Raw genomic sequence first — 20474 nt, forward strand, 5'->3', positions numbered from 1 at the left:
GGAGATGACGGGCGCCCAGGATGTCGACGGCCTCAGGCCCCTCACCGGGCACCGCACCGCCCGCCGGGTGACCATGCAGCAGGTCGCCGCCGAGGCCGGGGTGTCGGTCTCGACCGTGTCGAAGGTGATCAACGGCCGCTACGGCATCTCGGCGGTGACCGCGGCCCACGTCAGCAGCGTGATCGAGCGGCTCGGCTACGAGACCAGCCTCGTCGCGCGCAGCCTGCGCAACCAGCGCACCAACGTGGTCGGCGTGCTGGTCGCGGACTTCGAGCCCTTCAGCACCGAGGTCCTCAAGGGCGCGGCCGACGCCATCCGCGGCTCCGGCTTCGAGCTCGTCGCCTACTCCGCCGGTGGCCGGGTCGACGAGCACGTCGGGTGGGAGCGTCGCTACCTCTCCCGCCTGATGGGCACCCTGGTCGACGGTGCGGTCCTCGTGACGCCGACGGTCACCGACGTCGACGCCGACGGTCCCGTCGTCGCCATCGACCCGCACACCGGGAGCACCACCATCCCGACGGTGACCGCCCACAACCTGCAGGGCGCCCACGCAGGCGTACGCCACCTCCTCGAGCTCGGCCACACCCGCATCGGCATGGTGACGGGCCGCGCCGACCTGGTCTCGGCGCAGCTGCGCGAGCAGGGCTTCCGCGACGCGCTCGGCGAGGCCGGCGTCCCGGTCGACGAGTCGCTGGTCGTGCGCGGCGCGTTCGAGGCCGACGTGGCCCGCGAGGTCGCGCACCAGCTGCTCGACCGGAGCGACCGGCCGACGGCGGTCTTCGCCGCCAACGACCAGATGGCCCTCGCGGTGCTCGACGTCGCCCGCGAGCTCGGGATCGACGTGCCCGACGAGCTGTCCCTCGTGGGCTTCGACAACATCCCCGAGTCGGCGCTGTCGGAGCCGCCGCTGACCACGGTCGCCCAGCCCATCCGCGAGATGGGACGCGACGCGGTCTCCATGCTCCTCGGGCTGATCGAGGGCCGCGAGCCCGCCGACCCGCACCACACGCTGGGCACCGAGCTGGTGCTGCGGCGTTCCACCCGATCCCCCGGAGGTGTCGCCTCGTGACCGCCCCGCTCTCCCCGACCGACGCGCACGAGCCGTGGCGCGACACCACCCTGGGCGTCGACGACCGGGTCGACGACCTGGTGGCGCGGATGACGCCCGCCGAGAAGGTCGCCCAGCTCTCGGGCGTGTGGCTGCTCGCCGCGGACGCCGGCGAGATGGCGCCCATGCTGCACGAGTCGGGTCCCGACCTGGCGTGGGAGGACATCGTCGCCGACGGCCTCGGCCAGCTGACCCGCCCGTTCGGGACCGCGCCCGCCGAGGTCGAGCACGGGCTCCGCACGCTCGCCGAGCGGCAGGCCCAGGTGCGTGCGGCCAACCGCTTCGCCATCCCGGCGCAGGTGCACGAGGAGTGCCTGACCGGGCTCAACGCGTGGGGCGCCACGATCTACCCGACGCCGCTCAGCTGGGCGGCGGCGTTCGACCCCGACCTCGTCGAGCGGATGGGCGCGCAGATCGGCACCCTGATGGCGCGGCTGGGCATCCACCAGGGCCTGGCGCCGGTGCTCGACGTCACCCGCGACCTCCGCTGGGGGCGGGTCGAGGAGACGATGGGCGAGGATCCCTACCTCGTCGGGACGATGGCCTCGGCCTACGTGCGCGGCGTGCAGTCGGCCGGCGTGGTGGCCACCCTCAAGCACTTCCTCGGCTACTCCGCCTCGCGCGGCGGGCGCAACCTGGCCCCCGTCGGCATGGGCGCGCGCGAGCTCCACGACGTGATGCTCCCGCCGTTCGAGATGGCCCTGCGCGCGGGTGCCCGCTCGGTCATGAACGCCTACACCGACATCGACGGCATCCCCTCCGCGGCCGACCCGGCCCTGCTCACCACGCTGCTGCGCGACCTGCTCGGATTCGAGGGCACGGTCGCCGCCGACTACTTCTCCGTGGCCTTCCTGCACACGCTGCACCGGATGGCCGCCGACCTGGGGGAGGCGGCCGGCCTCGCGCTGGACGCCGGCATCGACGTCGAGCTGCCGACCGTCGACGCCTACGGCGCCCCGCTGCTGGAGGCGCTCGCCGACGGCCGCGTCGACGAGAAGGTGGTCGACCGCGCCCTGCGGCGCGTGCTCCGGCAGAAGTGCGAGCTCGGGCTGCTCGACGCCGACTGGGAGCCGGCCCCGGCGCGTCCGGTCGACCTCGACCCCCCGGAGGCACGCGCGCTCGCCCGTGACATGGCGCGGCGCTCCGTCGTGCTCCTGGCCAACGACGGCACGCTCCCGCTCGCCGAGGGCACCCGGGTGGCGCTGGTAGGTCCCAACGCCGACACCGGCGAGGCGATGCTGGGCTGCTACTCCTTCCCGATGCACGTGCTGCCGCACCACGCCGGCACCGAGGCGGGCCTGGCGATCCCGACCCTGCGCGAGGTGCTGGCCGCGTCGTACGACGTCGTGCACGAGCGCGGGTGCGCGGTGGGGGTGGCGCGCCTCGTCGACGACGAGCCGGCCGACCCCGAGGGCGCCCTCGAGGCGGCGGTGGGGGCGGCGCGGGACGCGGACGTGTGCGTCGCGGTGCTCGGCGACCGGGCCGGGCTCTTCGGCAACGGCACCTCGGGCGAGGGCTGCGACGCGGCCGACCTGCACCTGCCCGGGCGGCAGGAGGAGCTGCTGGACAGGCTGCTCGAGACCGGCACGCCCGTCGTCGCCGTCCTGCTCGTCGGGCGTCCCTACGACCTGAGCGCCTACGCCGACCGGCTCGCCGGGATCGTGTGCGGGTTCTTCCTGGGCGAGGAGGGCGCCACGGCGGTCGCCGAGGTGCTCTCCGGCCGCACGAACCCGTCGGGGCGGCTGCCCGTCGGCTTCCCCGGCGCCGGCACGGTCCAGCCGTCGACCTACCTCGGCTCGCCCCTGGCGCACCGCACCGAGGTCACCACCCTCGACCCCACGCCACTGTTCCCCTTCGGGCACGGCCTCGCCTACGCCCGGGCGACCTGGCGCGGGGTGGAGCTGCTCTCCGGGCCGACGTGGCGCACCGACGGCGTCGCCGAGGTGCGCGTCGAGCTGGCCAACGAGACCGACCGCGAGGTCTCGGAGGTCGTGCAGGTCTACCTCCACGACTGCGCCGCCTCCGTGGTGCGCCCGGTCCAGCGCCTGGTGGCGGCCGCCCGGGTCGACCTGACGCCCGGCGAGCGTCGCCGCCTCGACCTGCGGCTGCACGCCGACCTGACGTCGTTCACGGGTCGCGACCACGTCCGGCTCGTCGAGCCGGGTGCGGTCGAGCTGCGGGTCGGCCGCTCCAGCGCCGACCACGAGGCGGTCCTCGACCTGACCCTGGTCGGCTCAGAGCGGGCCGTCGGTCCCGACCGCGTGCTCGAGCCCGAGGTCGTCGAGGTCGACGTGTCCTCGTGAGCGACGCCTTCGTGCCCGGCGGGGCCTCCGCGCCGACGGCGACGCCCGTCGAGGTGGCCCGGGGCACGGGGCGGGTCGCCGCGCTGACCTTCGACGACGGCCCGGACCCCCGCCAGACCGGGCGTCTGCTCGACGTGCTCGCCGACCTCGGTGTCCCGGCGACGTTCTGCGTGGTCGGGCAGAGCGTCCTGGCCCCGGGTGGGGCCGAGCTGCTGCGCCGCACCGTCGCCGAGGGCCACGCGGTGGCCAACCACTCGCTCGACTACGCCGACCTGGGGTCGGCCTCCGAGGCCGAGGCCGCGGCCGTGCTGCTGGCCACCCTCCGCATCATCCGCGGGGCCCTCGGCGACCCGGAGGCGGCGGTGCCCTGGTTCCGCGCGCCCAACGGCTCGTTCGGCCGCACCGGGCAGGTGGCCGCCTCGCTCGGCATGCAGCCGCTCGGGCTGGGCAACGTCATCCACGACTGGGACGACTGCGACGATCGCAGTGTGACCACGCTCTCGGAGCACCTGCGCGCCGCGATCACCCCGGGCGCGGTCGTCCTGGCGCACGACGGCGGCGGTGACCGGGCCACGACCGTCGAGGCCGTCGCCCTCGTCGTCGCCGAGAAGATCGCCGACGGCTTCCACTTCACCCTGCCGCGCGGCGGCGCCGAGGAGCACCCGTGACCACCTCCGACCACGCCCGCACCAACTGGGCGGGCAACGTCACCTACCGCGCCCGCGAGCTCGTCGCGCCCGGCAGCACCTCCGAGCTGCAGGAGGTGGTCGCCGCGGCCGCGGCCGACGGCCGGCGGGTGCGCGCCCTCGGCTCGCGCCACTCGTTCTCGACGGTCGCCGACACCGACGGACTCCACGTCAGCGCCCGCGACCTCGGGCTGCCGGTGGAGCTCGAGGACGGCCCCGACGGGCCGGTCGCGGTCGTGCCGGCGGCGGCGACCTACGCCGAGGTCGCCCCGGTGCTGCACGCCGCGGGCCGCGCGCTCCACAACCTCGGGTCGCTGCCCCACATCACCGTGGCCGGCGCCTGCGCCACCAGCACCCACGGGTCCGGCGACGTCAACGGCTCCCTGTCGACTGCGGTCACCGCCCTCGAGCTGGTCACGTCCGGCGGCGAGCTCGTCCGCATCGGCGGCGACGACCCCGACCTGCGCGGGGCCGTGGTGTCGCTCGGCGCGCTCGGCGTGGTGACCCGGCTGTGGCTGCGGACCGAGCCCGCCTACGACGTCCGCCAGCGGGTCTGGGCCGACCTGCCCGCAGCCGAGGTGGCCGAGCAGCTGCCGGCGGTGCTGGCCAGCGGCGACAGCGTCAGCGTGTTCACCGACCTGTCCGACCCGGGGCGGGTCACCTCGGTGTGGGTCAAGGAGCGCCTCGACCGCCCCCGCGCGCTGGCGCCGTGCCTGGCCTCGCGCGCCCCGGCGGACCGCGAGCTGCACCCGGTGCAGGGGATCGATCCGGTCGCCACGTCGCCGCAGCAGGGCGTGCCGGGCCCGTGGCACGAGCGGCTGCCGCACTTCCGGGCCGCGCACCTGCCGAGCGTGGGGGAGGAGCTGCAGAGCGAGCTCTTCCTGCCGAGGGCCGCGGCGCCCCACCTGCTGCCGACGATGACGGCGATCGCTCCGGTGGTCGCGCCGGCGCTCCTCGTCCACGAGATCCGCTCGATCGCCGCCGACGACCTGTGGCTGAGCCCGTTCCGTGGCCGCGACACCGTCGCCGCGCACTTCACGTGGCGCCCCGACCCGGCGCTGGTGCGCCCGGCGCTGCGTGCGGTGGAGGACGCGCTCGCGCCGTGGGACCCGCGCGCCCACTGGGGCAAGATCACGGCCACCCCGGCGCTGCGCAACCCTGCGGGCGCCTACGACCGCGCCGCCTTCGAGGCGCTGCGTGCGCGCCTCGACCCCGCCGGCGCGTTCCGCAACGACCTGCTGGCTCCCTGACGCTGTCGGTCGGCAGCGCCACACTGGGGCCATGAGCACTCGGGAGCGCCTGGAGCAGGTCGAGGTGCAGCCGCGCCGGTTCTACGGCGGCGGCACCCTCCCGACGCCGACCGGGCCCGGCGAGCCGCCCGATCCCGGCTCCGACCCCCGCATCGTGCTCGAGCGTCACTCCGAGGAGGGCGTCGAGACGTTCGCGCTGGCGCGACGCCTGGCCTATCGCGACCGCCACCTCGGCGAGCTGCTCGTGCCGGCGCGCCCCGACTTCCGCACCGACCTGACGTCCGTGCCCGCCCTCTTCACCTGGCTGGTGCCCAAGACGGGCGCCCACCTGCCGGCCGCGCTGCTCCACGACGCCCTGGTGGCGGGTCGCGACGACCCGACGTCCTACGTCTCCACACAGGGCCACGTGGTCGACCGGGTCGAGGCCGACCGGGTCTTCCGCGACGCGATGGCCGACACCGGCACGGGCGTCGTGCGGCGCTGGATCGTCTGGTCGGCGGTCACCGTCGCGACCATCTTCGTGGGCCGCGCGGTGCCTTGGTCCGCGGCTCGGACGTGGACCTACCGGGCAGCGGCCGCCCTCACCATCGCGGTGATCGTCTACCTCGGCTACAGCGCCACGGGCGACCTGCTCGACCGGTCGTGGGTGGGGGCGGTCGACCTGCCGTGGATGGGGGAGCGGCCGTGGTGGGTCGAGCTCGCCGGCGGGTTCGCCGGGGCCGTGGTGCTGCCCCTGGTGCTCAGCCTGCTGTGGGGACGGCTGCGGACGGCGGGCGCCATCGCGGGGATGATGCTGGCGGTGCTGCTCCACGTCACCGTCGCCCTCGCCGCCATCGGCGCGACCTATCAGGCGGTGGAGTGGCTGGCGCGTCGCTCGTCGGTGGCGGCGTGGGCCCTGGCGGGGGTGGTCACCGCCGCGGCGCTGGTGCTGTTCGTGCTGCTCAGCCTCGGCTGATCCGCCGCGCTCAGCGCAGCGAGTAGGTCGCGAGCGACACGCCGATGTAGTGCGCGGCGAACGCGAGGACCGTGAACGAGTGGAACACCTCGTGGAAGCCGAACCAGTGCGGCGAGGGGTTGGGCCGCTTGAGGCCGTAGACGAGGCCGCCGAGCGTGTAGAGGACACCACCGACGGCGACGAGCACGAGCGTGGTGACCGCGACGCCGCTGCTGAACCGGTCGGCGCCCTCCATGAACTGCGGGATGAAGAAGACCGCTGCCCAGCCGAGCGCGATGTACATCGGCGTGTAGAGCCAGCGCGGCGCGTCGGTCCAGAACACGCGGAACACGACGCCGGCGACGGCGGAGGCCCACACGACGACCAGCAGCGTCGTACGCGCGGTGCCGTCGAGGAAGAGCAGGGCGTAGGGCGTGTAGGTGCCGGCGATGAGCACGAAGATGTTGGCGTGGTCGAAGCGCCGCAGGAAGGCCCACGTGCGCGGCGACCAGTTGCCGCGGTGGTAGATCGCGGAGACGGTGAAGACGAGCAGGGCAGACAGCGCGAAGGCCGCCGAGCCGATGCGGGTGGAGGCGGTCGGGGACAGCGCGACGAGCACGATGCCGGCGGCAGCCGCGACCGGAGCGGTCGCGGCGTGCAGCCAGCCGCGCAGGCGAGGCTTGATCTCGGCCATCTTGTCGGCCATCACCTCGCCGGCACGATCCACGGCGTGCTCGACGCGGTCGCGGGGGGTCATGGCGGGGTGGTCCATACGACGAAACTACCCGGTGGGGTGGGAGACGCGCAGTCGTCGGCGGCACGTGTCTGACGAGTGGCTGCGGGCCCGGCGTTACGATCGGTCGGTGATCAACGTGAAGGACGTCGCGCGGCGGGTGCTGTACCCGGCCTACGAGTCCCGGGTGGTGAAGCGGCTGCCCCACGACCAGATCCCCCAGCACGTCGGCGTGATGCTCGACGGCAACCGGCGGTGGGCCAAGGCGGTCGGCCTCGACACCGCCGAGGGCTATCAGGCCGGCGCCGACAACATCCGTCCGCTCCTGGGCTGGTGCGAGGAGGTCGGGGTGAAGGTGGTCACGCTCTGGCTGCTCTCGAGCGACAACCTCACCAACCGTCCCGCCGAGCAGCTCACGGGCCTGCTGACGATCATCGAGGGCGCGGTCGAGTCGCTGGCCGAGGCACGCCGCTGGCGGATCCACCCGGTCGGAGCCCTCGACCTGCTGCCGACCGAGACGGCCGAGCGGCTCAAGGCGGCCGAGGAGGCGACCCGCGACATCGACGGGCTCCTGGTCAACGTCGCCGTGGGCTACGGCGGGCGCCGCGAGATCGCCGACGCGGTCCGCGCGCTGCTGTCCGACCACGCCACCAAGGGCACCTCGCTCGAGGAGCTGGCCGACATCATCGACGTCGAGCACATCGCCGAGCACCTCTACACCAAGGGCCAGCCCGATCCCGACCTGGTGATCCGCACCTCGGGCGAGCAGCGCCTCGGCGGCTTCCTGCTCTGGCAGTCGGCCAACTCGGAGTTCTACTTCTGCGAGGCGCTCTGGCCCGACTTCCGCCGGGTCGACTTCCTGCGCGCGATCCGCGCGTACGCCGCCCGCGAGCGCCGCTTCGGCGGCTGAGCAGAGCCGTCAGCCGTCATCTCGTCGTCACCTCGCGTTCGGGCGTGTCGTCACGGATCGCGGTGTGACGCGGCGTACTTTCGCGACATCGGCAGGTGGGGAAGCCTGCTGTACCGGGAGGCACACCGTGGGCACTCAGAGGGGAGCTCTCCGGTCCGTTGAATGACATCGGGCCGGGCGAGGAGTGCGCGCGCCGACCCGCAGCAAGGGGTTAGTCGTGGCCAGCAGCAAGACCTCACCCAGCACCGCCCGCCGCACCTACGTCCTGGACACCAGCGTCCTGCTCGCCGACCCGGCCGCGACCAAACGCTTCGCCGAGCACGAGGTGGTGCTGCCAGTGGTCGTCATCACCGAGCTGGAGGGCAAGCGCCACCACCCGGAGCTGGGGTTCTTCGCCCGCTCCGCGCTGCGGGCCCTCGACGAGCTGCGCATCGTCAACGGGCGCCTCGACCAGCCGGTGCCCGTCGGCACCGAGGGCGGCACGCTCCGCGTCGAGCTCAACCACACCGACGCCGACTCGCTGCCGTCCGGGTTCAGGCTCGGCGACAACGACACCCGCATCCTCGCCGTGGCGCGCAACCTCGCCGACGAGGGGCACCGGGTCACCCTGGTCAGCAAGGACCTCCCGCTGCGGATCAAGGCCTCGGCCGTCGGGCTCGACGCCGAGGAGTACCGCGCCGAGGCCGTCAGCAGCTCCGACACCGGCTACACCGGCATGGCCGAGCTCGAGGTGCCCGCCGACGACCTCGACGAGCTCTACGAGGACGGCGTGATCGACCTCGCGGAGGCGCGGGACCTGCCCTGCCACAACGGCCTCGTCCTGCTCTCCGAGCGCGGCACGGCGCTGGGCCGCGTCGGTGCGGACAAGCGCGTGCACCTCGTGCGCGGCGACCGCGACGCCTTCGGGATCCACGGCCGCTCGGCGGAGCAGCGCGTCGCGCTGGAGATGCTGCTCGACCCCGAGGTCGGCATCGTCTCCCTCGGCGGGCGCGCCGGCACCGGCAAGTCCGCGATGGCGCTGTGCGCGGGCCTCGAGGCCGTGATGGAACGACGCCAGCACACCAAGGTCGTCGTCTTCCGGCCGCTGTTCGCCGTGGGCGGCCAGGAGCTCGGCTACCTGCCGGGCTCGGAGGGCGAGAAGATGTCGCCCTGGGCGCAGGCGGTCTTCGACACCCTCGGCGCGCTGGTCTCGCGCGAGGTCGTCGACGAGGTGATGGACCGCGGGATGCTCGAGGTGCTCCCGCTGACCCACATCCGCGGTCGCTCGCTCCACGACGCCTTCGTCATCGTCGACGAGGCCCAGTCGCTCGAGCGCAACGTGCTGCTCACCGTGCTGTCGCGCATCGGCGCCAACTCCAAGGTCGTGCTCACCCACGACGTGGCCCAGCGCGACAACCTCCGCGTGGGTCGCCACGACGGCATCGTCGCGGTCGTGGACAAGCTCAAGGGCCACCCGCTGTTCGCCCATGTCACGCTCACCCGCTCGGAGCGCTCGCCCATCGCCGCGCTGGTCACCGAGATGCTGGAGGACGTCACCCTCTGACCCGCACGAGGCGCCGGCTGCTGTGTCGCACCAGACAGCCGGCGCCAGTGGCCGGTGTGGTTGCAGCGATCTCCTGAGGCTCCTGTGACGGAAGAGACCGGGGCAATTCCGGCGTTCGGTTTGCACGCCTTGAAGGGCTCCTGCATGGTGACTCGTGACCGCTTCGTGACCTGGGCCGTTCGGCCCGGGTCCGCGCGGTCGCGCTACGCCCGGCTCCACCGGGGGTGGCACCACCGTCGTCTACCCCCGTGAGTCCCCGTGTCGAAGTCCGACAAGCACGTCCCGAAGCACCGCGCACCCGGCAAGCACAAGTCCGTGCGCGCCCCACGCCGAGCCCTGCGCACCAGCGTGGCCCTGAGCGGCCTGGCCGCCGCCGTGACCGGCATCAGCGTCACCGGAGGTCTCGCGCTCGACGAGCCGGACGTGCTCGCGCCCGTCGCCGCCGACACCGCGAGCCTGACCCCCGCCGCGTCCGGCGACACCAGCGCCGTCGAGACCGCGGCCGACACCACGGATGGCACCGCCGAGGGCACCACCGACGGCGCCGATACGGCCGCCGCCTCTGCGCCCAGCGCGGGCCTGGTCGAGCGACGCTTCCGCGCCGTCGTCTCGCGCTCGGACCGCCGCACCGACCGGGCCAAGGCCACCGCGCTGGAGATGTCCGGCGGCTCGGCGGTCACCCGCTCGGAGAAGCTGTCCGAGGGCGACCCGCGCGACATCGCCCGCGCGCTGCTTCCCGCCTACGGCTTCTCCGCCGAGCAGTTCTCGTGCCTCGACTCGCTCTACGTCAGCGAGTCCAACTGGCGCGTCGACGCCGACAACCCGACCTCGTCTGCCTACGGCATCCCGCAGGCCCTGACGCAGCTGCACGACCTGCCCGACGACTACATGACCTCCGCCGAGTCGCAGATCCGCTGGGGGCTCGACTACATCCGGGACACCTACGGCACCCCCTGCAGCGCGTGGAGCTTCAAGCAGGGCAACGGCTGGTACTGATCCCTGCGGCCCGCCGGTCGCGGTACCTGCGGCCGCGGTCTCGCCCCCGCCGCACCGCCTGATCCGCACCGCCTGACCCGCGGCCAGCGTCCCGTCGCCCGTGCGACGAAGGCCACAGCCGCTGCTGTTGGCGCGACGACGCGTCCGCGTGGCAGGGTTGCCGCCGCCGGCCTTCGTGCCGGCTGTTCTGACCGTGTCGCCGCGTGGGTCCCCGGGCTCCGTCGACTGGCCGTGTCGTCTCCCGCCAGTCGCCTCCCGAAGGGTCGCCCATGTCCGTCGATGCCGTACGTCCTCCTGCCCCCGACACCTCGCCCGCACTGCGCCGCGGCCGGGCCGGCAGCCCCGGCCTCACCCTGGCCGCCGTGTGCTTCGGCCTCTTCATGGTGGGTCTCGACTCCACCGTCGTGCACATCGCCAACCCGGCGATCCAGGCCGACCTCGGCGCCACCTTCGCCGAGCTGCAGTGGATCATCAACTCCTACCTGCTCGCCCTCGCGGTGTTCCTCATCCTGTGCGGCAAGCTGGGTGACCGCTTCGGCCGCAAACGGATGTACCTCGCCGGCGTCGTGGTCTTCGGCGTCTCCAGCGTGGCGATCGGGCTGGCCGGCAGCGTCAACGGGGTCCTGGCCTTCCGTGCCGTGCAGGGCCTCGGCGCAGCGATGCTGATGCCGCAGACGGTGGCGCTGCTGCGCGCCACGTTCCCGCGCGAGAAGTTCGGCATGGCCATCGGCATCTGGGGCGGCGTCTCCTCTCTGTCGATCGCGATCGGGCCGCTGGTCAGCGGGGTGATCGTCGCCCAGTGGGGCTGGGAGTGGGTGTTCCACATCAACGCACCCATCGCGGTGGTCGCCGTGGTGTTCGGCGCCCTGGTGCTGCGCGAGACCGAGCGTGTGCGCGAGGGCAGCTTCGACGTCGCCGGTGTGGTGCTGCTCGCCCTCGTCCTCCTCGCGCTCGTCGTCGGGGTGGTGCAGGCCGAGTCGTGGGGCTGGGGGAGCGCGGCGACCATCGGGACCCTCCTGGCCGCGGTCGTGCTGCTCGCGCTGTTCGTGGTCGTCGAGACCCGGGTGCGCCACCCGCTGGTGCCGCTGGCGCTGTTCCGCTCCGCCGGGGTGAGCGTCGGCGGCCTGGTCTTCGTGGCCAACTTCTTCGCCATCCTCGGCGTCACGTTCCTCATCACCCTGTTCCTGCTCAACACCCTCGGCCACGGCACCGTCGAGGCCGGCGTGCGGATGCTGCCGCTGAGCCTGTTCGCCGTGCCCGCCGCGCCGCTGGGCGCGGTGCTCGTGACCCGGATCGGAGCCCGCCGGACCGCCGCGCTGGGCCTGGGCCTGATGGGGGCGGCCCTGCTGCTGCTGACGCTCGTCGAGCCGAGCACGCCCTACTGGCAGATGGCCGTGCCGTTCGTCGTCCTGGCCTTCGGCTCCGGGTTCGCGATCCCCTCGGGCGCCGACCTGCTGGTCGGTGGTGCGCCGGTCCACCTCGCCGGCGTGGCGAGCGGCGTGCAGACCACCTGCATCCAGCTCGGAGGCGCACTGGGCACCGCCGTGCTGTCGGCCGTCGTGGCCGGCAAGGTGTCGACCTCGCTGAACGGCACCTCCGCGCCCGCCGGGACGGAGGAGGCGGCGTCGGCCGGAGTCCCGATCCCCGGGCTGCCGCAGGCGTCCGAGGCGTTCATGGGCGGCCTGCACACCGGCCTCGTGGTCTCCGCCGTGCTGGTCTGGGCGGTGGCGCTGCTGGCGCTGCGGCTGCGCGAGCAGCCGCCCCACGACCTCGCCACGGTGCTCGAGGAGACCGTCGAGGGCGAGGCGGGGCACCCCTGAGCACGCGTCAGGCGGGGCGCACCACGGTCGACATCACGCAGTTCTTGAGTCCCTTGGGCCGGTCGTAGGCGAACCCGAGCCGTTCGTAGAGTCGCCGGGTGCCGTTGTAGAGGAACGACGACGACATCTTCCTGGTCTGCTCGGTGAGGTCGTGGGGGTACGCCTCGACGACCCCGCCGCCGGCCTCGGCGATGAGGTCCAGCGCGCCGCGGATCGCGACCTCGGTGACGCCGAGCCGGCGGTGGCGGCGGTCGACGAAGACGCAGGTGATGCGCCAGTCGGGGTCGGCGGCCTTCTCGGCGTCGTACTGCTTGCGGTGGTGGAGGCTGGGCAGCTCGACCGGCGTACCGTACTCCGCCCACGCGATCGCCTCGTCGCCGTCGAGGACCAGCGCGGCGTGCGCCTCGCCCCGCTCGACGTAGGACCTCTTGAGCGCGCGGTTGGCCTCGGCCCCCTGCCCGCGCTCGGGGCCGTCTGGGTGGAACCAGATGCACCAGCAGCCGCCGAAGATGCCGTTGTGCCGCTCGACCAGCGCCTCGAAGGCGGGCCAGGTCTCCGGAGTGAGGGGACGGACCTCGTACGTCGTGTCGTCGCTCATCCGGTGACGGTAGGACGAGATCAGGACGATCGGCGTCCGGTCATCGACTCGACGTCGAGGGCGGCGTCGAGCTGCTCCTCGGTCAGGTCGCCGCGCTCGACGTAGCCCATCGCGATCACCGTCTCCCGGATGGTCGCCCCGTCGGCGAGCGCCTTCTTGGCGACCTTGGCCGCCTCCTCGTAGCCGAGGTGCGCGTTGAGCGGGGTCACCACCGAGGGCGACGACTCGGCGTAGCGTCGCATCCGATCGGTGTCGGCGGTGATGCCGTCGACGCACCGCTCGGCGAGCAGGACCGTCGATGTGGACAGCACGTGGATCGACTCGAGCAGCGCGTGCGCCATGACGGGCATCATCACGTTGAGCTCGAAGCTGCCCGACGCCCCGGCCCAGGCGATGGTCGCGTCGTTGCCGACGACCCGCGCGCAGACCATCAGCGTCGCCTCGGGCAGCACCGGGTTGACCTTGCCCGGCATGATGCTCGACCCGGGCTGGAGGTCGGGGAGGTGGATCTCCGCGAGGCCTGTGGTGGGACCCGAGGACATCCAGCGCAGGTCGTTGCAGATCTTGGTCAGGCCGACGGCGAGGGTGCGCAGCACGCCGGACAGCTCGACCAGCGAGTCGCGCGTGCCCTGCGCCTCGAAGTGGTCGCGCGCCTCGGTGAACTCCTGCCCGGTCCGGTCGTTGAGCGCGGCGATCGCGCGCTCGGCGAACGCCGCGGGGGTGTTGATGCCGGTGCCGACGGCGGTGCCGCCGAGCGGCAGCTCGCGCACCCGGGGGAGCACCGCCTCGAGTCGCTCGACCCCTAGGCGCAGGGTGGCGGCGTAGGCCCCCATCTCCTGTCCGAGCGTGACGGGGGTGGCGTCCATCAGGTGGGTGCGCCCGGACTTGACCGCGTCGGCGAACTCCTCGGCCTTGGCCTCGAACGAGGTCGCGAGCCGGTCGAGGGCCGGGATCAGGTCGTCGACGACGGCGAGGGTCGCGGCGACGTGGATGCTGGTCGGGAAGGTGTCGTTGCTGCTCTGCGAGGCGTTGACGTGGTCGTTGGGGTGCACGTCGACGCCCTCGCGGGAGGCCAGGGTCGCGATCACCTCGTTGGCGTTCATGTTGGAGCTGGTGCCCGAGCCGGTCTGGAACACGTCGATGGGGAACTCGGCGTCGTGCGTGCCGTCGACGATGGCGTCGGCGGCCGCGACGATGGCCTGCGCCTGGTCGGGGCGTACGACGCCCAGCGCGGCGTTGGCCGTGGCGGCGGCCGCCTTGACGTGGGCCAGCGCCTGCACGTGCCGGGGCTGCAGCGTCAGTCCGCTGATCGGGAAGTTCTCGACCGCGCGCTGCGTCTGGGCCCGCCACAAGGCGTCGCGAGGCACCTCGACCTCGCCCATGGAGTCGTGCTCGATGCGTGTCTCGCTCACGGCTCGACCGTACCCAGTTCGCCGGTTTCTCGCGACGGGCGAGGGCGGCGCGGGCAGGGACACTCCTTGACCATTGGTAACATATGAGTTACCAATGGGGGTGTGGACCCGTTCGCCGCCCTCGCCGACCCGCTGCGCCGCGACCTCGTGGCGCGGTTGTCGCGCGGGCCGTCGCGGGTGGTCGACCTCGCGGCCGGCCACGACGTCAGCCGGCCGGCCATCAGTCGTCACCTCCGGGTGCTCGGCGAGGCAGGCCTGGTGGAGGCCGAGGACCGAGGACGCGAGCGGCACTACCGTCTCCGGCCCGACGGGCTGCGGCCCGTCACCGCGTGGCTGTCGGCACTCGACGGCACCGGCGTGCCGCAGCCCTGGTTCGCCGAGTCGGCGTTCGACGGGCTCGACCTCGAGGTCCGCCGCACGGGACGCGAGCGCCGGGCGGGCGATGCCGCCACGGACCCATCAACCCCCCACCAGGAGGACACCGCATGAGCAGCACCCTGATGACCGGCCGGCGGGAGGAGCGCGACGGGCGCACCCTGGTCGTGATCGAGCGCGAGTTCCGGGCCCCCGTCGCCGACGTGTGGGCGGCCTGCACCGAGCCCGCCCGGATGCAGCGCTGGATCGGGACGTGGAGCGGCGACCCTGCCTCCGGGTCGGTGACGTTCTGGATGACGGCGGAGGGCGACGACGTGCCGGGCGAGGAGTGGGACGTGCTGGCGTGCGAGCCGCCGCACCGCTTCGCCCTCCGTGGCCGCGACCCGCAGCCCTTCAGCGAGGACGGCTCGGGGGACCAGGCCCACTGGGAGGTCGAGCTCGAGCTGACCGAGGCCGACGGCGTCACCTCCCTCCGCTTCGTCCAGGTGCTGGATCCCGCAGGGCCTCGCGTCGACATGGCCGCGAGCGTGGGCCCGGGCTGGGAGTACTACCTCGACCGCCTCGGCGCCGCGTTGTCCGGCGACGCGGTGGACGCGATCGACTGGGAGGCCTACGCCACCGGGTCCGAGCACTACCGCGAGCTCTTCGCCTGACCACACCGTCGCGGCGTTGCGGCTTGGCTCCGGCGCCCCGGCTCGCCAGCATGGTCCGATGCGTCCACTGCGCCTCGCGATCGCCTGCGCGACGTCCTTCGTGCTCGCCGTCGCCGCCTCGGCCTGCTCCGTGCTCGGCGGTGACGACGCCGATCCCCCCGAGGACGTGGCCGGCGACCTCGCCGCCGCCCTCGCCGGTCACTCGCTCGGCGAGGTGCCGCTGACCGACGAGGCCGACCGGGCCGCGTTCGACGAGCTGGTCGCCCCGCTCGACGAGGTGCCGGTCGCGGTGCGGGTCGCCTCCGTCGAGGAGGACGAGCCGGCCGAGGGCGACGCCGCCTCCGGCGAGGATCCCGCCACCGCGACCGCCACCCTCGCCTGGAGCTGGGAGCTCACCGACACCGAGCCGTGGGAGTACGACACCACGGCCACGCTCGTACGCGAGGGGAGCGGCTGGGTGGTCGACTGGTCGCCGGGCGTGCTGGTGCCCGACCTCGCCGACGGCGACACCCTCGGGCTGCGGACCCTGCCCCCGAGCCGCGGCGACATCACCGGGGCCGGCGGCCAGGTGCTGGTCACCGAGCGCCCGGTGCTGCGCTACGGGCTCGACAAGACCAAGGTCCGCGGACCGCAGGTGGCCCGCAGCGCGCGCCGGATCGCGCGCGTGCTGGACGTCGACGCGGCGTCGTTCGTCGAGCGCGCGGAGGCGATGGGACCGGAGGCCTTCGTCGAGGCGGTGGTGCTGCGCGAGGACGACGCCCTCGACGTGCTGCCCGCCTTCGCGGACATCCGCGGTGCGCTCGCGGTGCGCGACACCCTGCCCCTCGCCCCGACCCGCGAGTTCGCCGCGGCACTGCTCGGGCGGGTCGGTCCGGCCACCGCCGAGCTCGTCGAGGAGTCCGGCGGCCGCGTCGCCGCCGGCGACGAGGTCGGCCTGTCCGGGCTGCAGGCCCGCTACGACGAGCAGCTGCGGGGCGTCCCCGGCACGGCCGTCGTCGCCCGCGACGCCGACGACCGGCTGCGCACGCTCGTCGAGGTCGCCCCCACCGACGGGACCGACCTCGCGACCACCCTCGACCCCGCGCTGCAGGAGAAGGCGGAGACCGTCCTCGCCGGCCTGGGCGACGGGGCCCCGGCGACGGCGCTCGTCGCGATCCGTCCCTCCGACGGCGCGGTGCTCGCGAGTGCGAACGGCGCCGGGGCGGGCGGCGCCGACCTGGCCATGACGGGGCAGTACGCCCCCGGCTCCACGTTCAAGGTGGTCACGTCCCTCGCCCTGCTGCGCAGCGGGATGGGCGTGGGCGACGTGGTCTCGTGCCCGGCCTCGACGGTCGTCGACGGCCGCACGTTCACCAACTACGACGACTACCCGGAGGCCGCGCTCGGCGACATCACCTTCACCCAGGCGATCGCGCAGTCGTGCAACACGGCCCTGATCGGCAACGCCGACCGGCTGGCCGACGGCGAGCTGGCCGCCGCGGCCGGGGCGCTCGGCCTCGGCACCGACCACGACCTCGGCTTCCCGGTCTACTTCGGCCAGGTGCCGCCGCCCGAGACCGAGACCGGGGCCGCGGCCGACATGATCGGCCAGGGAACGGTGCTGGCCAGCCCCTTCGCCATGGCCACCGTCGCCGCCTCGGTGCAGGCCGGTCGCGCGGTGCTGCCGGTCCTGCTGCCCGACCACGAGGTCGAGCAGGTCGTCCCCGAGCGGCCGCTCACCGGTGCCGAGGCCGGCGCGCTGCGCGGGCTGATGCGCAGCGTGGTGACCACCGGCTCCGGTCGCTTCCTCCAGGACGTGCCGGGCAGGGTGGGCGCCAAGACCGGCACGGCCGAGCACGGCGAGCCGGACGCGGCGGGCAACCTGCCGACGCACGCGTGGATGATCGCGACCCGGGGCGACCTCGCCGTCGCGGTGTTCGTCGAGACCGGCGCCTCCGGCTCGCAGACCGCCGGTCCGCTGCTGGAGGCGTTCCTGCGCTGAGCGTGCCCGGAGCGCGGCGCGCGGGGTCAGCGGCGCGCGAGGTAGAGGAAGTACTCCTCGGGCCGGTCCTGCAGCAGCACGTCGTGGGCCTGCTCCTCGGCCGCGCCGAACACCGTGCGCAGCGCGGCGAGCAGCTCGGGCGCGGCGCTCGCCGACCACACGACCAGCACGCCCCCGGGCGACAGCACGGCGCGACACCGCTCGAGGAACTGCTCCTCGTAGACCGCCTCGTTGCGCTCGTGCACGAGGTAGCCGGGCCCGTTGTCGACGTCGAGGAGCACCAGGTCGTAGGTGGAGCGGGCCTCGGCGATCGCCATCGCGATGTCGGCGTTGACCACGCTCGCGCGGGTGTCGGCGAGCACGGCCGGCCCGTGCGGCACCGTCCCGTCGCGCATCCACCCGATCAGGGACTCCTCGATCTCCACCACCACGGCCCGCTCGACCCGCGGGTCGGCGAGCACCCGCTGCAGCGTGAACCCCAGCCCGAGCCCGCCGACCAGCACCGAGGCCGGCTGCTCGACCAGGTCGAGGGCCTGGGCGGCGAGCTCGATCTCGCTGGTCGTCTCCAGGGTGTCCATCACGAAGACCCCGTTGACCCGCAGCTCGAGCACGTCGGCACCGGCGCCGGAGCTGCGCCGCCGGAGCACGACCTCCCCTCGTGGGGACTCCGCCCGGGCGATCTCGGAGCTCTCGGGGGTCCCGGCGCTCGCGCTCTCGGGACTCAGGGGGCCGGCCATGGCGCCATCCTGCCAACCGGTCGCGGGCACGCGGAAGTGGGCTGTGCGACGGCCCTCCCGGGCAGGATCTGTCGAATGTCGCCGCGACGAGACGCTGGACCAAATGCCTGCCCAGCCGCATGTTCCGCGTCTACGGTGGCTCCGTGTACACCGTGGGGCGCACCGCAAAGCTGACGGGGGTGCCGACCGGCACCCTCCGCAAGTGGGAGCAGCGCTACGGGGTGGTCGTGCCCCAGCGATCGCCGAGCAACTACCGCCTCTACGACGACGAGGCGGTGCGCCGGCTCAGCGTCATGCGCAGCCTCGTCGACGCCGGATGGAGCGCGCAGGAGGCGGCCCGCCACGTGGTCGAGAACGTGGCCGCGGCCGAGGCCGAGCTCGGACGACCGCAGGAGCCGCCGTTCGAGGAGCGCTTCGAGGCGCTCGTCGGCTGCGCCCAGGACTTCGACGAGCCCCGGCTCGAGCGCCTGCTCGAGGAGGGCTTCGGCGACATCGACGTGGTGTCGGTGGTCGACGACTGGCTGCTGCCGTCGATGGTCCACCTCGGCAAGGCCTGGCAGCGCGGGTTCATCTCGGTCGCGGGGGAGCACTTCGTGACGGCCGCCGTGCACCGGCGCCTGGCGCTCGCCTTCCAGTCGATCGCGCCCGCGCCCAGCGGCGGGCCGCGTGTCGTCGTCGGCCTCGCGCGGGGCTCGCGGCACGAGATCGGGGTCCTCGCCTTCGCGACGGTGCTGCGCTCGCGGGGCGTCGCGGTGACCTACCTCGGGGGCGACCTCCCGCTCGAGGCCTGGCTGAGCGCCGTGCGCCTGGTGCGGCCCGCGGCGGCCGTCCTGGCCGCGCCGACGCTCGAGGACCTCCCGGCCGTCCGCGAGGCGGTCCGCGCCCTCACCCCCCTCACCGACGTGCTGCTCGGCGGCGCCTTCCAGGACCGGGTCGCGGGGGGGACGCACCTCGGCCACGATGCCGGGGCAGCCGCTGCCGCCCTGGCCACCCGCCTCGGTGCGGTGAGCTGAAAGCGGTGAGCAGGCAACCTTCTGCCGGGCTGGTTTGGTTGCTGGCTCACCGCGGGTCGGCGTACGTCTGGTCGGCGGTGAGCAGGCAACCTTCTGCTGGGCCGGTTCGGTTGCTGGCTCACCGCCCAATGGCGCGCGCCCGGTAGGGCGGTGAGCTAGCGTCAGCGCGCCGTGCTCCCGCCGGACCCCTCGGCGCACCCGGTGCTGAACCAGTAGCTGCCCACGATGTCCATCCGGCACGGGTTGCCGGTGCCCGGAGCGTCGGTCGCCGCCGGCGAGGCGCCGAGGACGGAGCCGAGGGCGGCCGCGGCGAGGGCCGCGATGCCGGCCGCGCGCAGGCGCTGGCCCGCGCGGTCCTGCGGACGCAGGCCCGGCCGGGCGGAGGGTCGTGCAGTGATCGCCGTCGTCATCATCGGGTCCTCCTGGGGGTACCCCTGCGGCTTGTCCACAGTTTGTCCACTGTTGGTGGACAAACCGAGACTAGAACGCTGTCCACGGTTTGTCCAAAGTTCGCTACCCTCGGGGTGTGTACACCGTCGGACGCACCGCCCAGCTCACCGGAGTGCCACGCGAGACCCTGCGCAAGTGGGAGCAGAGGTACGGCGTGGTGGCGCCGGCCCGCACCGAGGGCAACTACCGCCTCTACGACGACGAGGCGGTCCGCCGCCTGTCGGTGATGCGCGACCTCGTGGACTCCGGGTGGTCGCCACGGGAGGCGGCGCGCCGCGTGCTCGCCGAGCCGGAGCGCGCCACGACCCCGGCGGCGGAGGGATCGCCGCTCACGCGGATCGACGACCTCGCCGCGTGCGGCGAGGACTTCGACGTGGTGCGGCTCGAGGGCGTGCTCGACAAGGGGTTCGCCGAGCCCGACCTCGCCGTCGCCGTCGACGAGTGGCTGATGCCGTCCCTCGTGCGCCTGGGCGAGGCGTGGCAGCGGGGCACGGTCGGCGTCGCCGGCGAGCACTTCGTCAGCGCGGCCGTGCTGCGCCGGCTCGCGCAGGCATTCCACCAGCTCCCGCACCCCGCTCCCGACGCGCCCCACGTGATGGTCGGACTGGCCCGCGGCGCGCGCCACGAGCTCGGCATCATGGCCTTCGCGATGGTGCTGCGCAGCAGGGGCGTCCACGTCACCTACCTCGGCGCCGACCTGCCCGTGGAGAGCTGGATCGACACGGTCCGCGCGCTGTTGCCCGACGCGGTGGTGCTGGCCGTGCCGACCGTGGAGGACCTCCCGGCGGTCCGCGAGGCGGCGCAGGCGATCGGCCCGATCGCCCCGGTGCTGCTCGGCGGCGCCCACCAGTCGCGCGTCGAGGGCGTCGACGCCCTCGGGCACCGGATCGGGGAGGCGGCGGCCCGTCTCGCCGACCGGCTCAACGGCGAGCCCGCCGACTGATCCCGCCGACTGACCCCGCCGACTGACCT

19 protein-coding genes are annotated in these 20474 nt (G+C 74.0%); 14 read left to right on the forward strand and 5 right to left on the reverse strand.

The genetic code is table 11. The features are described 5' to 3' along the window. The first annotated feature begins 4 nt into the window (after window positions 1–4). From AC4H2S_RS05445 to AC4H2S_RS05465, 5 genes are read left to right on the forward strand one after another with little or no spacing between them, the layout of a single operon-like run. Window positions 5–1069 carry a LacI family DNA-binding transcriptional regulator gene (locus AC4H2S_RS05445; RefSeq protein WP_491495952.1) on the forward strand — a complete coding sequence of 355 codons (1065 nt, stop codon included), beginning with the start codon at window positions 5–7 and terminating at the stop codon, window positions 1067–1069. After that, entirely contained in the window at window positions 1066–3411 is a 2346-nt protein-coding gene (locus AC4H2S_RS05450) for a glycoside hydrolase family 3 N-terminal domain-containing protein (RefSeq protein WP_491495953.1), read from the forward strand. Before AC4H2S_RS05445 ends, AC4H2S_RS05450 begins: the two co-directional genes overlap by 4 nt. Beyond that, complete coding sequence (locus AC4H2S_RS05455; protein ID WP_491495954.1) at window positions 3408–4079, forward strand: polysaccharide deacetylase family protein; 672 nt, start codon at window positions 3408–3410, stop codon at window positions 4077–4079. The genes AC4H2S_RS05450 and AC4H2S_RS05455 overlap by 4 nt, the downstream gene beginning before the upstream one ends. Further along, window positions 4076–5347: an FAD-binding protein gene (locus tag AC4H2S_RS05460; RefSeq protein WP_491495955.1), complete on the forward strand. Its 1272-nt coding sequence runs from the start codon at window positions 4076–4078 to the stop codon at window positions 5345–5347. Before AC4H2S_RS05455 ends, AC4H2S_RS05460 begins: the two co-directional genes overlap by 4 nt. A 31-nt stretch (window positions 5348–5378) precedes the next feature. Continuing rightward, window positions 5379–6302, forward strand: coding sequence for a DUF1353 domain-containing protein (locus AC4H2S_RS05465; RefSeq protein ID WP_491495956.1), 924 nt, complete (start codon window positions 5379–5381; stop codon window positions 6300–6302). A 10-nt stretch (window positions 6303–6312) separates the two neighbouring features. On the opposite strand, the gene trhA is transcribed toward AC4H2S_RS05465, so the two are convergent. Further along, window positions 6313–7053: a PAQR family membrane homeostasis protein TrhA gene (gene trhA / locus AC4H2S_RS05470; RefSeq protein WP_491495957.1), complete on the reverse strand. Its 741-nt coding sequence runs from the start codon at window positions 7051–7053 to the stop codon at window positions 6313–6315. A gap of 91 nt (window positions 7054–7144) precedes the next feature. Between trhA and AC4H2S_RS05475 the strand changes: the two genes are divergently transcribed. From AC4H2S_RS05475 to AC4H2S_RS05490, 4 genes are all read left to right on the forward strand, one after another. After that, window positions 7145–7924 carry an isoprenyl transferase gene (locus AC4H2S_RS05475; protein ID WP_491495958.1) on the forward strand — a complete coding sequence of 260 codons (780 nt, stop codon included), beginning with the start codon at window positions 7145–7147 and terminating at the stop codon, window positions 7922–7924. 217 nt (window positions 7925–8141) lie between these two features. Further along, window positions 8142–9467 (forward strand): RNA 5'-3' helicase PhoH2, encoded by a 1326-nt coding sequence (gene phoH2, locus AC4H2S_RS05480; protein WP_491495959.1) that lies wholly within the window; start codon window positions 8142–8144, stop codon window positions 9465–9467. A 258-nt stretch (window positions 9468–9725) separates the two neighbouring features. Further along, complete coding sequence (locus AC4H2S_RS05485; RefSeq protein WP_491495960.1) at window positions 9726–10463, forward strand: aggregation-promoting factor C-terminal-like domain-containing protein; 738 nt, start codon at window positions 9726–9728, stop codon at window positions 10461–10463. A gap of 269 nt (window positions 10464–10732) precedes the next feature. Then, window positions 10733–12283 carry an MFS transporter gene (locus AC4H2S_RS05490; RefSeq protein WP_491495961.1) on the forward strand — a complete coding sequence of 517 codons (1551 nt, stop codon included), beginning with the start codon at window positions 10733–10735 and terminating at the stop codon, window positions 12281–12283. Between the two features lie 7 nt (window positions 12284–12290). Here the strand turns inward: AC4H2S_RS05490 and AC4H2S_RS05495 are convergent, their stop codons facing one another. Then, the gene (locus AC4H2S_RS05495; RefSeq protein WP_491495962.1) at window positions 12291–12881 is read right to left on the reverse strand and encodes a GNAT family N-acetyltransferase; all 591 of its coding nucleotides are present in this window, start codon (window positions 12879–12881) and stop codon (window positions 12291–12293) included. A gap of 20 nt (window positions 12882–12901) precedes the next feature. Further along, window positions 12902–14293: a class II fumarate hydratase gene (locus AC4H2S_RS05500; protein ID WP_491495963.1), complete on the reverse strand. Its 1392-nt coding sequence runs from the start codon at window positions 14291–14293 to the stop codon at window positions 12902–12904. A 102-nt stretch (window positions 14294–14395) separates the two neighbouring features. On the opposite strand from AC4H2S_RS05500, the gene AC4H2S_RS05505 reads away from it, so the two are divergent. The 3 genes from AC4H2S_RS05505 to AC4H2S_RS05515 are packed head-to-tail and all read left to right on the forward strand — an operon-like array spanning window position 14396 to window position 17302. Then, on the forward strand, window positions 14396–14782 hold the full coding sequence (locus AC4H2S_RS05505) for an ArsR/SmtB family transcription factor (RefSeq protein ID WP_491495964.1): 387 nt from the start codon (window positions 14396–14398) through the stop codon (window positions 14780–14782). After that, window positions 14779–15321 carry an SRPBCC family protein gene (locus AC4H2S_RS05510; RefSeq protein ID WP_491495965.1) on the forward strand — a complete coding sequence of 181 codons (543 nt, stop codon included), beginning with the start codon at window positions 14779–14781 and terminating at the stop codon, window positions 15319–15321. Before AC4H2S_RS05505 ends, AC4H2S_RS05510 begins: the two co-directional genes overlap by 4 nt. A 58-nt stretch (window positions 15322–15379) precedes the next feature. Beyond that, the gene (locus AC4H2S_RS05515; RefSeq protein ID WP_491495966.1) at window positions 15380–17302 is read left to right on the forward strand and encodes a penicillin-binding transpeptidase domain-containing protein; all 1923 of its coding nucleotides are present in this window, start codon (window positions 15380–15382) and stop codon (window positions 17300–17302) included. A 26-nt stretch (window positions 17303–17328) separates the two neighbouring features. On the opposite strand, the gene AC4H2S_RS05520 is transcribed toward AC4H2S_RS05515, so the two are convergent. Further along, window positions 17329–18039, reverse strand: a complete 711-nt coding sequence (locus AC4H2S_RS05520) for a spermidine synthase (RefSeq protein WP_491495967.1) — start codon at window positions 18037–18039, stop codon at window positions 17329–17331. A 143-nt stretch (window positions 18040–18182) separates the two neighbouring features. On the opposite strand from AC4H2S_RS05520, the gene AC4H2S_RS05525 reads away from it, so the two are divergent. Continuing rightward, complete coding sequence (locus AC4H2S_RS05525) at window positions 18183–19052, forward strand: MerR family transcriptional regulator (RefSeq protein WP_491495968.1); 870 nt, start codon at window positions 18183–18185, stop codon at window positions 19050–19052. A gap of 161 nt (window positions 19053–19213) precedes the next feature. On the opposite strand, the gene AC4H2S_RS05530 is transcribed toward AC4H2S_RS05525, so the two are convergent. Next, entirely contained in the window at window positions 19214–19465 is a 252-nt protein-coding gene (locus AC4H2S_RS05530; protein ID WP_491495969.1) for a hypothetical protein, read from the reverse strand. A 113-nt stretch (window positions 19466–19578) separates the two neighbouring features. On the opposite strand from AC4H2S_RS05530, the gene AC4H2S_RS05535 reads away from it, so the two are divergent. After that, entirely contained in the window at window positions 19579–20445 is an 867-nt protein-coding gene (locus tag AC4H2S_RS05535; protein ID WP_491495970.1) for a MerR family transcriptional regulator, read from the forward strand. Window positions 20446–20474: the final 29 nt, after the last annotated feature.

The organism is Nocardioides sp. Z13_37, from assembly GCF_058355585.1.

Excerpts from the sequence above, each read along its gene's own strand:
- AC4H2S_RS05510 (WP_491495965.1), top strand. The coding sequence starts at position 14,779 with ATGAGCAGCACCCTGATGACCGGCCGGCGGGAGGAGCGCGACGGGCGC.
- trhA (WP_491495957.1), bottom strand. The coding sequence starts at position 7,053 with ATGGACCACCCCGCCATGACCCCCCGCGACCGCGTCGAGCACGCCGTG.
- AC4H2S_RS05495 (WP_491495962.1), bottom strand. The coding sequence starts at position 12,881 with ATGAGCGACGACACGACGTACGAGGTCCGTCCCCTCACTCCGGAGACC.
- AC4H2S_RS05445 (WP_491495952.1), top strand. The coding sequence starts at position 5 with ATGACGGGCGCCCAGGATGTCGACGGCCTCAGGCCCCTCACCGGGCAC.
- AC4H2S_RS05515 (WP_491495966.1), top strand. The coding sequence starts at position 15,380 with ATGCGTCCACTGCGCCTCGCGATCGCCTGCGCGACGTCCTTCGTGCTC.
- AC4H2S_RS05465 (WP_491495956.1), top strand. The coding sequence starts at position 5,379 with ATGAGCACTCGGGAGCGCCTGGAGCAGGTCGAGGTGCAGCCGCGCCGG.
- AC4H2S_RS05490 (WP_491495961.1), top strand. The coding sequence starts at position 10,733 with ATGTCCGTCGATGCCGTACGTCCTCCTGCCCCCGACACCTCGCCCGCA.
- AC4H2S_RS05530 (WP_491495969.1), bottom strand. The coding sequence starts at position 19,465 with ATGATGACGACGGCGATCACTGCACGACCCTCCGCCCGGCCGGGCCTG.
- AC4H2S_RS05520 (WP_491495967.1), bottom strand. The coding sequence starts at position 18,039 with ATGGCCGGCCCCCTGAGTCCCGAGAGCGCGAGCGCCGGGACCCCCGAG.